Source organism: Petrocella sp., from assembly GCF_059865615.1.
In genome coordinates this window covers 32,115-47,128 of the sequence record NZ_JCBCDA010000111.1, presented here as the reverse complement: position 1 = coordinate 47,128, position 15,014 = coordinate 32,115, and the positions used below count along the sequence as shown (strand labels likewise).

At 41.0% G+C, this 15,014-nt stretch carries 12 protein-coding genes; 1 reads left to right on the top strand and 11 read right to left on the bottom strand.

Annotated elements, in window-relative coordinates; all coding sequences use genetic code 11:
• From AC6F8J_RS12800 to AC6F8J_RS12760, 9 genes are all read right to left on the bottom strand, one after another.
• Positions 1-764 (bottom strand): ATP-binding cassette domain-containing protein (locus AC6F8J_RS12800; protein WP_500723798.1); only part of this gene is annotated, 764 nt, incomplete at its 3' end.
• Positions 757-1,971, bottom strand: a complete 1,215-nt coding sequence (locus AC6F8J_RS12795; protein WP_500723796.1) for an FtsX-like permease family protein — start codon at positions 1,969-1,971, stop codon at positions 757-759. The genes AC6F8J_RS12795 and AC6F8J_RS12800, both read right to left, overlap by 8 nt.
• Positions 1,968-3,200, bottom strand: coding sequence for an efflux RND transporter periplasmic adaptor subunit (locus AC6F8J_RS12790; protein ID WP_500723794.1), 1,233 nt, complete (start codon positions 3,198-3,200; stop codon positions 1,968-1,970). The genes AC6F8J_RS12795 and AC6F8J_RS12790 overlap by 4 nt, the downstream gene beginning before the upstream one ends.
• 124 nt (positions 3,201-3,324) lie before the next feature.
• On the bottom strand, positions 3,325-6,423 hold the full coding sequence (locus tag AC6F8J_RS12785; RefSeq protein WP_500723792.1) for an efflux RND transporter permease subunit: 3,099 nt from the start codon (positions 6,421-6,423) through the stop codon (positions 3,325-3,327).
• The gene (locus AC6F8J_RS12780) at positions 6,423-7,685 is read right to left on the bottom strand and encodes an efflux RND transporter periplasmic adaptor subunit (protein WP_500723790.1); all 1,263 of its coding nucleotides are present in this window, start codon (positions 7,683-7,685) and stop codon (positions 6,423-6,425) included. Before AC6F8J_RS12780 ends, AC6F8J_RS12785 begins: the two co-directional genes overlap by 1 nt.
• Entirely contained in the window at positions 7,624-8,313 is a 690-nt protein-coding gene (locus AC6F8J_RS12775; protein WP_500723788.1) for a TetR family transcriptional regulator, read from the bottom strand. Before AC6F8J_RS12775 ends, AC6F8J_RS12780 begins: the two co-directional genes overlap by 62 nt.
• A 204-nt stretch (positions 8,314-8,517) precedes the next feature.
• Positions 8,518-9,633: a diguanylate cyclase domain-containing protein gene (locus AC6F8J_RS12770; RefSeq protein ID WP_500723787.1), complete on the bottom strand. Its 1,116-nt coding sequence runs from the start codon at positions 9,631-9,633 to the stop codon at positions 8,518-8,520.
• A 167-nt stretch (positions 9,634-9,800) separates the two neighbouring features.
• Complete coding sequence (locus tag AC6F8J_RS12765) at positions 9,801-10,442, bottom strand: anaerobic ribonucleoside-triphosphate reductase activating protein (protein ID WP_500723785.1); 642 nt, start codon at positions 10,440-10,442, stop codon at positions 9,801-9,803.
• A 225-nt stretch (positions 10,443-10,667) separates the two neighbouring features.
• A complete protein-coding gene (locus AC6F8J_RS12760) occupies positions 10,668-11,360 on the bottom strand; it encodes a YjjG family noncanonical pyrimidine nucleotidase (RefSeq protein ID WP_500723783.1) in 693 nt (230 codons plus the stop codon).
• Positions 11,361-11,552: 192 nt separating this feature from the next.
• Here AC6F8J_RS12760 and AC6F8J_RS12755 point away from each other — a divergent pair, with 192 nt between their 5' ends.
• Positions 11,553-12,629, top strand: coding sequence for a diguanylate cyclase domain-containing protein (locus tag AC6F8J_RS12755; RefSeq protein WP_500723781.1), 1,077 nt, complete (start codon positions 11,553-11,555; stop codon positions 12,627-12,629).
• A gap of 25 nt (positions 12,630-12,654) precedes the next feature.
• Here AC6F8J_RS12755 and AC6F8J_RS12750 read toward each other — a convergent pair whose 3' ends face one another.
• Both AC6F8J_RS12750 and AC6F8J_RS12745 read right to left on the bottom strand, forming a co-directional pair.
• The gene (locus AC6F8J_RS12750; protein WP_500723779.1) at positions 12,655-13,860 is read right to left on the bottom strand and encodes a PatB family C-S lyase; all 1,206 of its coding nucleotides are present in this window, start codon (positions 13,858-13,860) and stop codon (positions 12,655-12,657) included.
• Complete coding sequence (locus AC6F8J_RS12745) at positions 13,850-15,010, bottom strand: aminotransferase class I/II-fold pyridoxal phosphate-dependent enzyme (protein ID WP_500723778.1); 1,161 nt, start codon at positions 15,008-15,010, stop codon at positions 13,850-13,852. Before AC6F8J_RS12745 ends, AC6F8J_RS12750 begins: the two co-directional genes overlap by 11 nt.
• Positions 15,011-15,014 lie beyond the last annotated feature (4 nt).

Here is a 15,014-nt window from a genome sequence, read left to right as displayed (position 1 = left end):
CGCATATGCTGGCAGATCTTGCAGTACACCGGTGCTACTTTCAAGAAGGCTTCTTCATCACCCAAGCTACTATTGAGGTAGTCTCTGCTGATGTTGCCATCGGTAAGCTCTATGACCCGGTCGGACTTGGCTGCAATATGGTCGTTGTGGGTAACGATGAGTAAGGTGGTGCCTAGGGTTTCATTGATGGTACGGAAAAGTCCGTAGACTTGATCTGTGGAATCACTGTCTAAGTTGCCTGTGGGTTCATCCCCAAGGAGGATAGCCGGGTCATTAATGAGGGCTCTTGCTATGGCTACCCGTTGTTGTTGACCGCCGGAGAGATTGGTGGCCTTGCTTTTGATAAATTCCTTAAGACCGACCAACTCTAACAATTCCTTGGCTCTGGCTGCTTTGACGTTGCTGGCACGACCTGCCTGAATCCATGTAGGGATTAAGACGTTTTCTATGGCGGAAAATTCCGGTAGCAAATGATGGAATTGAAAAATAAAACCAAGGTTCTGATTCCTAAAATCTGCCAGCTCGTTTTGCGTCATTTTAGAAAATGAAATATCATTAAAAAATACATCGCCTCCCGTTGGTTGGTCTAAAGCCCCTAATATGTTTAATAAGGTGGACTTACCGGAACCGGAGTAGCCAATAATGGAGGTGAACTCGTTTTTGCGAATCTCAAAGTTCAGACCATGTAATACTTCTGTCTTAATGGTGGTCCCATAGACTTTGGTTAATTGTTCTGCCTTTAATACAATGTTAGTATCAGCCATTACGAATCACCTCCACGGGGTTAAGCTTACTGGATCGGTTGGCGGGTACAAATGCAGCTATGGTACTGGACAAACTGGATATAATTCCAATCACTAGGATGTTCTGAGGTTGAATGCTAAGGGGAAACAGAGGAACCCCGGTGGATAGGGATGTCCCCCATAGAAACATCTCTACCAATCCGATACCTAAACCAGCGCCAGCAAGAGAACCGATGATCCCTAGGATGGAACCTTGTAATAGAAAAATACGACTGGCTTGACCGCTTTTGGTCCCCATGGCTTTGAGTATGCCCAGTTGTTTGGATTTCTGGACAACGGATACAGCTAAGACACTAGAGATACCTAAGGTCACTGCAAGTAAAACAAAAACTTGTATCATAATGGAGGAAGCACTCTGACTCTGAAGGGCTGCCAGTAGTGAACTGTTGCTTTCAATCCAGTTATCTACAACCACGCCATCTAGACGGCTTGCAATAGAAGCATCTATGGTCTCGGCATCAAAAATCTCCTTTACTTGCATCTCTATTTTGGTCACTTCGTTACCATAACCCAATAACTTCTGAGCTCTTGATAAGTCCATAACCATCCAGCTGCTGTTCACCGCTGAGTTCCCAAGATCAAAAATACCACTTATGACAAAGCTTTGACTGACGCCGGAGGGCAGATTCAAGAAAATAACATCACCAGGCTCTAATGCATAGTCTGTGGCAAAAGTATTACCTACCATAAGGTTATTGCCATCATAATTACTACTGCCTTTTATAATTCTGGTGGATATGTTATAGATCTCATCCGCTTTCTGGGGGTCAAAGCCCTTAATGAATACTGGCCTTGCCACACTGTTGTTCACATAAAAAGCATTGCCTTCTACTAGAGGGGAAATACCTCTTAGATCATCTCTTTCTTCAAGGACTTCTATCATGGACTGCCAGTTGCTTAATTGTACCGGTCGTGGGTCTGTATTGCCGGCTACGACGTTATCATCTGCCAACCCACTGATCTGTTGCTCAAAAGCGGATTGACCTGTGAGCCACACATGGGAACTGTTGCCAACGGTCTGATTGATTAGATTCTCTTGTAATCCACTGATTAAGGTGTTGAGAAAAACCATGACCGCCACACCAACACTAATACCCAGTAAGATAAAAATTGATTGGCCTTTACCTTCTTTTAGAAAGCGCATGGCCACTTTCCATTCAAAGATCATGGTCCATCCACCCCTTCTGTCTTAAGTTCGACTGTCTTACCTTCCTCTAAGCCTTCAGGCTCAAGGATCATCATACCCTTCTTCAGGCCATTTGTTACATAGACCGTTGGCAAGTTCTTGTTATACACTTCTATATCAACCGTCTCTACTTGTTTAGCTTCATTTTGGATATATACACCCAACCCGCCATTTTCAACCAAATAATTGCCGGGTATGGTTAGGGCATTTTCAAACGTAACGGTAGCCAAATCAACACGAATCGTCATGTTCTGCAAAAAAGCTTCTAAGTTATCCAGAATCTCCACTTTGATGTCTACGGTGCCGGTCTCTCTGTTAATAGCCGGTGCTATTTCATGAATGCGTCCTTTTGCTCTAAGTTGATCCGATACCAACAAGGCTTCTTGGTCTACACTGATGCTTGACAAATAACGTTCGTCCAGTGCTAGCCGAACGAATTTTCTACTGTCTGAAGCGATTTTCATGATGTTCTGTCCGGAACCTACCAACTCACCTTCCTTAACATAAGTCTCTAAGATGACGCCGGATATGGGGGCTTTGATATTATACTTCTCAAGGTCTTCTTCTTGTCTTCTGATGCTGTCTTTGGCCGCTTCTATAGATGCTGCCAGTTCACTTGCTGTATAGCTTGGATCTGCTATAGCTCTCTGTCTGGCTTCAACCGTTTTTATAGATTGGTCCAATTGCGCTTGTTGTTCTAATAAATTATCTAGTTCTAGTCTTGGGCTGATGCCTTCATCAACCAAGATCTCTGTCTGATTGATCTGATCCATGAGTTGAGCCATGGAAAGTTCTATGCTGGATCTTTCTTTACCAAGTACTTCTCTTTGCAGAGCAACACTGTTTCTATTGTTAGTATAGCCGGATTGATAATCGGCTAATCTGGCTTGGGCCAATTTAAGAGATGTCTGTAAATTATCGTATACATTCTTAGCGTCATTGTCATCAATGCTTATAAGTCTGTTCTCTATCTCAACGCGGTCACCGGCTTTCTTAGTCACTTCACGAATGATGCCACCGACTTGAGTGCTTACAATCACTTCTTTTTCGTAATCCACATAACCTAAGGCACTAACCACTTCTTCATATGGACCTTCCAAAACTGTATATGTCCGGGCTACAAGTGGCCTATTGTTGTTTGCCCACAAACTATAAGCAGATACCAGAATCAGCAGAACCACCACGCCAGCAATTATTGTTTTTTTATTCATAAAAAAGCCTCCCTTAACCTTCACGGGTATATTATTAATATGTGATAATCATTATCCTTTAGATTAATGATATCACATATTGTAATAATATACAAGTCCTAATGAAGGTCCGGGAGACATATTTCTATGCTTCTACTGCTTTTTTCTTCCTACTTACGAACTTCATATGCCAATCATCAAATATGGAATAGACAACGGGTATGAATACCAAAGTCAATAAAGATGAGAGCAAGAGGCCACCGATGACAACGGTACCCATGGAAGCTTGTAATTCTGCCCCTTCGCCGATGCCCAGTGATAAAGGCAAGAGGCCAAGTATGGTGGTCATGGAGGTCATCAATATGGGGCGTAAACGAATGGGCCCCGCAGTGAGAATGGCTGTTGTACGGTCTTCCCCCATCTTTCTTCTGGTACCGATGTAATCTAGAAGAACGATGGCGTTGTTAACCACAATCCCAGACAACATAATGAAACCGATAATGGAGGTGATGTTGAGGGTTCTATAGGTAATGAAAAGGGCAATGAGTCCGCCTGCAAAAGCCAATGGTATGGAAAACATAATGATGAACGGGGTCAATAGAGATTCAAATTGAGCCGCAATAATCATGTAGACCAAGAGTACCGCCAGTACAAGTGCCAGCCCTAAGTCTGCAAAAGCTTCTATCATGTCTTGATTGGCACCTCCGAAGCTAAAAGTATAGCCGGCTGGAATCTCAAGCTCTGCTACAGCGGCTTCATAGTCTTTGACCACGGCGGCAAGATCTCTCCCATAAGTACCGGCACTGACAGTTACAGTTCTAACTAAGTCTTCTCGAAAGATAGATATAGCGCCTGTATCTATGGTGATGGTGGCAATGGCATCAAGTGGTACAGAGCTTCCCATAGGCGAGTGGATCTCCATTTGTTTCAAGCTCTCAATGCTGTCTTTGTATCTGGTGTCACCTTCTATAACCACGTCCACTTCATTACCTTCTAGCTTATATCTGGTGGCTACACGACCGTCTAGCATGGTCTTGACTTGACTTGATACTTGTGCGGTGGTTAAGCCGAATCGAGAAGCGTTGTTGCGTTTGAGGGCAATCTCCACTTGAGGGCTGGCCGACTCTAGTGAGGAGCTGACATTCCTTGTTCCTTCAATGGTCTGTCCGATTTCCACCATGTCGCCTGCAATCTCTTCAAGGACATCCAACTCTTTGCCTTTGATGCTGATGGCTATGGCGGATCCGCCACCTGTCATCATGCCGGACTGGCTCACCGCTGCTACACTGGTCTTGACACCAGGTATGTCTTTGATTAATGCTTCTACTTGAACCACGACGTCAAAGACACTGTCCTCTCTTTGACCTAGTGGTACGAGGGCGCCGGTTATGGTACCTTGGTTCTGACCGGCTATGACAAAGTTCCCACCGGAAGTAGAGCTAAAGATATAATCGATGCTCTCCAACTCAATGATACGGTTTACTATGTCATCCATGGCGGCACTGGTTTCTTCTGTTTTAGCACCATCTTCCAGAGTTACGGAAATGCTAAAGGCACCTTCATCGGATTCCGGCATGAATTCCATACCTACAAAAGTAACCGAAGCTATACTTAATATCATAATGGTGATGGCTGTGAAGACAACTGTTTTTCTATGCTTTAAGCTCCAGTCAAGGGCTTTTCTATAACTATTATCAAGGCTTTTATATAGATTATCTACATGATCTAATAACCATGCGATTAACTTAAACTTGTTCTCATGGTGCTTGCCCTGAAACTCATCTACAATCAGAAGCTTGGAGGATAACATGGGAATCAAGGTTAGGGATACCACCAAGGAGGATAAGAGGGAAAAGGTGACTGTTAAAGCAAACTCTCTAAACATGATGGAAGTAATGCCTTCTACAAAGACCATAGGTAAAAACACAGCTACTGTGGTTAAGGTTGAGGCGGTAACGGCCATGGCCACTTCTTTTGCCCCCATGATGGCGGCTTCAAATCTATCATGGCCTTCTTGAACAAACCGGTAGATGTTCTCCAGAACAACTACTGAGTTATCCACCAGCATCCCGACGCCGAGGGTGATGCCTCCAAGGGTCATCATGTTCAGGGTAATGTCGTTAAAGTATAAGAGTATGCCTGTTGCAATAATGGATATAGGCATGGACAAGCCAATGATAATCGTACTCCTTATACTTCTTAGAAAAATGAAGAGTACCATAACCGCTAGGAGTCCACCAATCAAGGCGTTAGACCCAACCCTTGCAATGGCTTGGTTGATGAAGTCAGACTGATCGACTACCACTTTCAAATCGTAGGCTGTGCTCCTGCCAATCTCATCTAAGACCTTGTTGATCTCACCTGCAACAGCTACCGTATTGGTTCCGGATTGCTTTTGAATGGAAATGCTGACCGCTGACTTGCCATCTACTTTGGTAATTGAACTTAGATCTTCATTGGTTAGATTAACCGTTGCAACATCTGATAGACGGATCATACCCCCAGACGGCAATGTTATGGGTGTTTGTCTAATATCACCTAGTGATGAAAACTCACCAACGGTTCTAAGGAGTAGTTCTTTATCCCCTTTGTTAACGGAGCCAGCCGGTAGGTTAATGTTCTCAGCTGCTAATATACCGGCAATTTGGTCAATGGTTAAACCATAATTGCTCAGCATACCTGTATCCACACGAACAGAAACATAATTGGTGTAACCACCGTCAACACTGACAGAGGCAACCCCTTCAATACGTTCAAGTGCCGGTCTAATGGTCGAATCCGCGTACTCGTATAAGGTTGCAACGTCTGCACCGGATAAGGCTGCTTGGACTACAGCGGTAGCGTTGATATCAATCTGTAGAACCATAGGTGTGGAGGCACCATCCGGCAAAAAGCCTTTGACCATGTCTACCTTCTCACGCATATCCAAGGTAGCAAAGTCCATGTCTGTACCAAAATTGAAGACAACCACAACGACGGAGGAGCCTTCTGAAGTAATGGACTGAATCACGTCAATATTTGAAACGGTACCAACGGCTTCTTCAATCGGTCTGGTGACCAGATTCTCAATTTCTTCCGGTGATACATTGGGATAGTTGGTCTGAATGATGGCAACGGGTACTTCTATATTTGGGTAAAGGTCTATGGGTATTCTGGTCAGAGAAACAAACCCAAGGAGCACAACGATTAATACGAACATGACCGTTGTGACCGGTCTTTTTACGGAAAATGATGAAAAGTTCATTATTGATCACTCCTTATTACTTTGATTCTGCTCTTATCGTCAATGAGACCTATGCCTTTAGTAATGACCACATCTTCTAGCACAACTCCATCTAAGATCTCTGTATGGTGGCCGGTATCAATGCCGATTTTCACTTCAAGACGCAAGGCTGTACCACCTTCTCGCTCTACATAGACATAGTAAAGATTGTCCCTTAAGAGTACAGCTTCAGAAGGTACGTATAAAGTATCTGCTTTCTCTTCTGTTAGTATAATCACCGTTGCAAACATACCCGGCTTAATCTTTTGGTCTGCGTTCTCTAATCTAATGGTCAATGGATAAAGCAATGTTCTTTGATCCGCTGAGGTGCTAATGGTGTCAATGGTTCCTTTAAAGATTTGATCGCTTAAGGCATCTAGCTTGACATCTACTGTTGCACCTATGCTGAGTTGGTTGATGAGGCTCTCTGTTACACTGGCATCCACAATAATCTCGTTGATGTCTTCAATAACAATGGCCGGTTGGGTATTGGAAGCATAGTTATTATCACTAATATTAGATCTGGTGATATAGCCACTAATCGGCGCTGTCATGGTCATATCTTTTAGCATCTCTCTGGCTTGTCTTAGACCTTCCTGGGCTTGTCTTAGACTAGCATTGGCACTTTCTACGCCAATCTGCGCCTGATTGATTGTTGATTTGGATTGTTCTAATTGTTTCTCAAGAACGGATAAGGTCTCCGGTTGAGATTGAAGTCTGGCTTGTTCTAGCTCTGATTCTGATATGACCCCTTCTTCAAATAGGGTTTCATATTTTTCCAGATTAGAAGCCCCAAACGCATAGCTGTCATATTGCATGCTGTAGTTGCTTTGACTAAGTTCATAGCCTATCTGTGCTTGATTGATAGCTGCTTGTGCATTTTTCACACCGACCTGTGCCATGGATACGGCAATCTCTGCTTGCTTCACTTGATCTCTTATAGAACTTTCCTCTAAGGTGAAAAGCAGTTCCCCTTCCTCTACAAAGTCGCCAACTACCACCGATACTTTTTCTACCTTGGCAGGTATGGCTGGCATAATGTTGACAGCGTTCTTGGCTCTGGTTGATCCAATGAGCTCAACATAATTGCTTAAGTCGCCTCGCATAACCTGTTGACCTGAGACTGCGACTTCAGTCGTCGGCTCTCCTTCTGCGCTTTCCTTATTAATGATACTTAGCACCCTAGGTGCAATGACTGCGAGTATGATGATTAAAATGATTGCAAAACTCACGAACTTCTTCATCGTTGATCCTCCTAAAATTGGTCTCCTTGTTCTTAATGGCGATTAGATTCCTAAGTGCCGGCTTAAGGCCGAACTCTGTTAGTTCCAGTAAATTGTAAATAAATTCTTTGTCATCTTTAGCTTCTTCCAATATAATGCAAAAAGATTCTACCATGGCGGTGGATACGGCTGTCATTAAAAGTCTACTCTTAATAATCTCAGTCTCGCCAATGGATAATTCCTCTAGTAAAATCCTTGATTGTTCCTCTATGTGACTTTTTAATCGATCTTTTGCACCTTCGTATGGAGAACCCTCTGCTCTAAGAAGTAGAATAAACAATTCTTGTCTATATTCGATTCTGGCGTTCATGATCATATCCATGATGGCTGAATTCTCAAGAATGTTAACTTCTAACAGTTGAGGCTTAAAGGGTTGATCTTCGCAAGCTAGAAAAACTTCAATTAGAGGCTTGACCAGATGGGCAAATAGGTCTTCCTTGTTCTTGAAATAACGATATAAATTACCTACGGACATGCCGGCCGATTCAGCTATGCCACGCATAGAGGCTTTCTGATAACCATCTCTAATAAAAGCATCGATGGCGGCTTGATGAATCTTAGTCCGCTGGTCGTCTTTTAATATTTGCACAATAATAAACCTCCGTTCATTTTTAATCATTCTACCACTTGAAGCCGGATTAATCCATTAATAAAATATTAAAATGCTTTTAAAAAAAAGAAAGCTTTCTTTCCATTTTCTAATGAAAGAATGCTTTCAGTGGAATAAATCTTATAAGAGGTATGTAATCCAGTAAAAACGTATATCTTGAGATTAAAGGGTCAAAGGTTAAAATCAGACTTTTATCTGAATACGACTTTCTTTTTCATCATAGAGGTCTTCATCCGCCTTTGCAATAAATTCCATTGGATCCCTATGCTTCTTTGGCACCTTGGCATAAGCACCTATGCTGATGGTGACATACTCAGACACCCTTGAAGCTTTGTTTTCTATTGCTTCGTTTCTTAAGGCCTCATGTAAACTTTCTCTCACTTCTTCTAATTGATCCTCACTTAATTGACTAAAGATCATACAGATCTCATCGCCGCCATACCTACAAGCATAACCGCCATGTTCTCTAACGATTCTTTTGATATGCTGAGCGACAATCTGAATAACCTTATCGCCCTTTACATGTCCGTAACTATCATTATAGCCTTTATAATAGTCTATATCCACCATGAGTACTGTTAAAGGCGTCTTAGCTTCAACGGCCTTCTGATAATGCTCTAAAAGCTTATGATCTAGATTCCTTCGATTGTATAGGTTGGTGAGTGGGTCTCTTGAGGATAAACGCTCTAAGGCTTTTTGCTGTTCAATAATCTTCTGTTGCTTTACAAAGTCTCTATGGTGGTACTTATAGAAGATAACACTAATAATCCAAGAGGTTATGACCACTGTAGAGGCATTAAAGATGTTGCTCACAAGCTGATCTCCTGATAGACCAAGCACCGGATGGAGTATCAGATATAAGGCATGGTTACCAAAATAGATAAAAAAACTCTTGCTTGGAGAAATAACCGTTGCAGAGGCAAAAGCCATGAGCATGAAAAAATAGGTGAAGTTGTGCACACCACGCATCTGATCTATTAAAGTTATACCCATGGACCACATTAAGAGCAGAAAGCCGGAGATGACCAACCAGTTTTCCATAAAGGAATAGGTGAGTTTTTTTCTAATCTTCGTATGGGTGATACAAAAGAGAAAGATGCTAACATAGACCAATAAAAAAATATAGAAACTTCTATATATATAGAGATAGTCTCCATAGTTTATAGGTAAGACCGGTACAAATGAAATCAGCAAAAAAAGACCCTCTAAAAGAATGATGAGCGTGGATAAGATGCGGGTTCGATGTATATTCAGTTTTAACACTTCTAGATCAAAGGCTTTTTTTTCGTCTTTGTCCATGAGGCATATAAAATATTCATTGAGCCATTTCATTCCTGATTACCTAAATAGTCTTCTTTAGTTCTGTTTTGACACAGACCAAATCACTACCCTTTATTTTATATGATAGTCCTTTATAACCATATTGTCAAGTTAAATATGGGTCTATGGGCCTATTTTATCTTTTTTTATATATTTCTAATAGAAATACCATTCACTTTGGCAAAAGCTAAGAGTTCTTGATCCTCGTAAGGCTTTAGAGCCTGGCTATGATTCGGCCTGTATTGCTGTAATACATAATGACCTCTGTCTACCATCTCAAGAAGCATCCCTACATCCTCAAAGCTCACTTCGGGGTACATGGTCGTGCGAAACTCGTAGTGCTGTAGCTTTCTTACAAAATCATAACTTTCTCTAACTTGTTCAAAATCCATACCGGTAAGTGTCCTGTAGTTGGACGGCGCCGTTTTTAGATCCATTGCCACATAATCAATCAACCCTAAACTGTGTAAGGTTTTTAGCATCTCTGGGTTAGATCCGTTGGTGTCTAACTTAGTCGCATAGCCTAAGTTCTTAACCTTGGTGACAAAATCTATTAAATCTTCTTGTAGAGTAGGTTCTCCACCGGATAGGGTCACACCTGTTAGTATGCCTTTCCTTTTATCTAGATGTTCTAGAACTTCCTCTTCATCTATTAAGGAAGGTTGGTTCTTTAGATCTCTGTTATGACAATAGTCACAAATCATGTTGCAGCCTTTTGTAAAGACCGTTGCGGACAGATGACCATCAAAGTCAACCATAGAGGTCTTGATGTATGCAGCTATGTTCATATAATTACCTTATTCTTTCTTGTTCTTGATAATTATTTATCGTTCATATTATTATACCTTGCTTAAAGGGTCAAAACTAAGTTTCACTATATTCATATACCATATATATAGATTACCTTGATACATTCGTAACTATATATGGTATGTGAAAGTTAAAGTTTTAATGGATCTCTTCTTATGTTATTATCAAAGATAGCCTCATCGAATTGGTCCGTCGTTTCTTTATTAAGTAACGTTGAGGACGATGGTTAGGAACTCATGAAGATTATGTATAATATAATCCGGTTGAATGTCACTTGGCTTTTCTATATTGTTTTTGTTATACCAGCAGGTCCATATACCATAGCGCAGTCCACCTAAAATATCTGAATAGAGTCCATCACCGAGAATTATGGTACGGTCTTTGTCAAAAGGTCCTATTTGATTCTCTACTGCCTCGAAAAAAGCTTCGTTTGGTTTGTGAGCACCAACAACATCCGAGATAAAGATGGCTTCAAAGTATTTTTTTAGACCGCAGCGCTCAAGCTTAATGTCTTGGGCCAACTTGGTGCCGTTGGTGACGATGGCTAATCTCGCCCTGCCTTCTAATTTTTTTAATAAGGCTTCTGCTCCCGGCTCTAAGCTTACATGGTCTCCCATGGCAATCAGATAATCGTGGTTTACTTGGGCTGCATCACCATGTATACCTAACTGTGCAAAAAGTAAGTCGAAGCGAAGTATTAGGATTTCATTTTTTTTATAGATTCCTTTTTCAAAAAGCTGCCAAAGTTCTCTATTAATGAGTTTATAGACTTCAAAATACTGTTCTGTAAAGTGAATGTTATTCCTTTTCATAGCTTGCATTAAAGCTGCGTGTTCACTTCCTTCAAAGTCAATTAATGTATCATCAATATCCATTAAGATCCAATCATATTTCATCGTATGCTCCCATCTTAATTAGGTTATGTTTACCTAATTATTATAACAGACTTTTGTAAAAATCAAAGCTGATCCCTTTTGGGTCACATTGACAAATGTATTGCAAAATAGTAATATTATTTTATGTGTATGTGAAGAACCAATGTTATCGTATTGACACTTTAACCCCATTTTATACGTTGAGGTAAAACTATGAATATTAGAGACTTGCTGAACTTCAAGTCTACAGAACACTCGATACAAGATCAACTCTTTAACCAAATTCTTGTTATTATCATGATTGTTTCAGTGACCAATATCATCTTGAACCTGTTGATTCAGTACCCTTTTGAAGCCAACTATAAATGGTTCGTGATGCTTTTTGTCACAGGGTTGGTAAATAAATACAAGAATCACGCTTTATGGTTACGTTTTCCTTGTATTTTATTTATTATCCTTTTTATAGTACCCCTTGGTTGGTATAACTCAGGTGCTTATAGTAATAATGTGATTGCTTACGTCTTTTTGTGTTCCGTTGCTGTGAGCTTTTTATTTAGTGGCTGGCAAAGGCTGTTCTTCATCTCACTCTTAGTTACTATGATGTGTGGGTTTATTACTATTGAATACTTATATCCTGACTTTCTTCCTGTCCACACACCTGAACTGGCTTTCTATGATCGCATCATTCAAATACCTATGAGCTTATGGGTTGTGTTTCTTATGCTTCGTCAGTTTTCCATCACCTTCTATGAGAAAAATACGCTACTTAATATTTTAAATGCCAAGCTTGAGAATATGGCTTATCAAGACGAGTTAACCCAAGTCAACAACAGAGCCTATATTTTTGAAAAGTATCGCCATTCTATTGAAACTGACCAGCATTTTATCTCTTTAATGGTAGACTTAGATGACTTCAAAAATGTAAACGATTTCTATGGTCATCAAACGGGTGACAGGCTTCTTCGTGAAGTAGGTGAATTACTGAAAACACATTTTAAAGAAGACGGTCATATTGCCCGTTATGGTGGGGACGAGTTCATCATCATGCTCCATCTCGACTTAGAAACCGTGACCCAGAAGCTTAATCATTTTATTCATCAGTTTAATCTTCTGGATGTGGTCAAAAAAACCGGTGCCACATTAAGTGGTGGTTATGGTGTTTTTGAACATGATTCCCTTGATGAACATCTAAAGGATGTGGATGTGGCTCTATATAAAGCAAAGAAATCCGGAAAGAACAAAATTCTACAAATAAAAAATAGTATACATCCCCCTGATTATAGTGTTTAAAAAAAACTAACAGTCTTATGCCCTGTTAGTTTTTTGTTGTTTTAGTACGCATGGCTAAGGCCGTCGCCAGTTGTTCCATACCTTTTATTAATAAGGCTCTTGGACATGCCATGTTTATTCTCTGGAAGCCATGGCCACCTTGACCGAACATATTGCCGTCATCTAGCCAAAGCTTCCCTTCATGAACAATAAGCTGATTTAACTCTTGATCGGATAGGTTGTATTTATGAAGATATTCGGAAAAATCCAGCCAAAGCAAATAGGTGCCCTCCGGTTCAACCAACCTCACCCCTTCTAATTGGGTATTTATAAAACTTCTTACATACTTAAGATTATCCTTTAAATAGGCTCTTAGCTGATGCAACCATTCCTGACCATGTTGATAGGCTGCCCTACAAGCTACAATGCCCATAATATTGAGTTGAGAATAGCCGCCTTTTGCCATTTCTTCTTTGAAACGTTTTTTGTATGTCTGATTGGCTATGAGAATATTAGAAATCTGTAAACCTGCCAGATTAAAGGTTTTAGAAGGTGCTGTGCAAGTAATGGTCTGTTCCAGATATTCAGACTTTAGATCTGCAAAGACATGATGGGTTATATTCTCAAAGCTAAAATCACTGTGAATCTCATCGGCAATGATGATGACACCATGTTCTAGACAGATGTCTCCCATTCTTATAAGTTCTTCTTTGGTCCATATACGTCCGACAGGGTTATGTGGGCTACATAGTATAAAAAGCTTGACGCTTTCTCTTTGAATGCTTACTTCAAAATCTTCAAAATCAATCTCATACTTTCCACGGTTGTAGACCAATTGATTCACCACAACCTTACGTTTATTCATAGCGATGGTCTGACGAAAGGGATAGTAGACCGGTTCTTGAATCAGGACGCCATCACCTTCTTCTGTAAAGGCGCGGATGGCTTGACTGATTGCATAAACCACGCCGGGTGTCTTAACCAGCCATTTGGATTGGATCTGCCAATTAAACTGTGTTAGAAACCATTTTTCCAATACTTTATAATAGTCTTCTCGACTCTCTGAATACCCAAAAATACCGTGGCTGACCGTACTTTGTAAAGCCTCTATAATCGGCCCAGGTGTTCTAAAGTCCATGTCTGCAACCCACATCGGTAGCAAATCTTCAGGCATGCCTCTTTTTTTTGCAAAATCATACTTCAAGGAATCTGTGTTACTTCTGTCTATAATCTCATCAAAGTTATATATCACTTGATTTAACCTCCATTGCTTGTTCTAAATCCTCCAACAAATCCTCGATCGATTCTAGGCCGACTGATAACCTTAATAGCCTTTCATTGATACCTTTGGCTTCTCTCTCAGGCTTTGGAATATCACCATGGGTTTGCAACATGGGGTATGTAATCAAGGTCTCCACACCGCCAAGGCTTTCTGCATACTGGATAACTTGAACTTTTTCCAGTATTTGCCTTGCCAGGCTTTCAGATGCGACTTCAAAGGAGATCATTCCACCAAATCCACTGGCTTGGCTTTTTGATATGGCATATCCCGGATGGTCTTTAAGACCAATGTAATAGACTTGCTTAATCTGCGTCTGGTCTCTTAGCCAATTGGCGATTACAATAGCTGACTTTTGTTGATAATCCATTCTTACTGGCAAGGTTTTTATGCCTCTGATAATGAGCCAACTGTCAAATGGGGATAAACAGGCCCCTATGGTTTTGGCATAAAAGCTTAACTTTTCGTGAAGGGCTTCGTCCTTAACCACCAGCAAACCTGCTAGTGTATCATTGTGACCGCCAAGATACTTGGTGCCGCTATGTATAACCACATCCGCTCCAAGCTCCAAAGGCCTCTGGTAGTAGGGTGTTAGAAAAGTATTGTCTACCATGACCAGTAGACTATGGCTTTTGCCAAGTAGCGCCATCTGCCTAAGGTCTGTGACTTGCATCATGGGATTCGTAGGACTCTCAATAAATATGCCTTTTGTAGTCTTTTCAATAAGTGCTTCGACTTCCTTTGGATCCCTCATAGATGAAAAACTAAATCGTATGCCGTATTTCATACTGATATGATGAAACAGTCTATGAGAACCCCCATATAAGTCATCCGAAGCAATAATATGGTCCCCATGTTCAAAAAGTGTCATAAGGGTCGTGACTGCGGCCATGCCTGTAGAAAAAGCCAGTGCTTTATGACCGGCTTCCAACTGAGCTACAGTGTTTTCCAAATGCTCTCTTGTCGGATTCTGTAATCTTGAATAGTCAAACCCGGTACTTTCTCCAACACTGGGATGGGCAAATGTAGCCGACTGGTATATGGGCACACTGACTGCCCCTGTTGTATCATGTTTTCTCTCATCACCATGAATACATTGTGTGTTGAATGCTTTTTTGTTCAATGTA

Coding starts and splice junctions, on each gene's coding strand:
- AC6F8J_RS12795 (WP_500723796.1), bottom strand. CDS start 1,971: ATGATCTTTGAATGGAAAGTGGCCATGCGCTTTCTAAAAGAAGGTAAA.
- AC6F8J_RS12790 (WP_500723794.1), bottom strand. CDS start 3,200: ATGAATAAAAAAACAATAATTGCTGGCGTGGTGGTTCTGCTGATTCTG.
- AC6F8J_RS12785 (WP_500723792.1), bottom strand. CDS start 6,423: ATGAACTTTTCATCATTTTCCGTAAAAAGACCGGTCACAACGGTCATG.
- AC6F8J_RS12780 (WP_500723790.1), bottom strand. CDS start 7,685: ATGAAGAAGTTCGTGAGTTTTGCAATCATTTTAATCATCATACTCGCA.
- AC6F8J_RS12770 (WP_500723787.1), bottom strand. CDS start 9,633: ATGGACAAAGACGAAAAAAAAGCCTTTGATCTAGAAGTGTTAAAACTG.
- AC6F8J_RS12765 (WP_500723785.1), bottom strand. CDS start 10,442: ATGAACATAGCTGCATACATCAAGACCTCTATGGTTGACTTTGATGGT.
- AC6F8J_RS12760 (WP_500723783.1), bottom strand. CDS start 11,360: ATGAAATATGATTGGATCTTAATGGATATTGATGATACATTAATTGAC.
- AC6F8J_RS12755 (WP_500723781.1), top strand. CDS start 11,553: ATGAATATTAGAGACTTGCTGAACTTCAAGTCTACAGAACACTCGATA.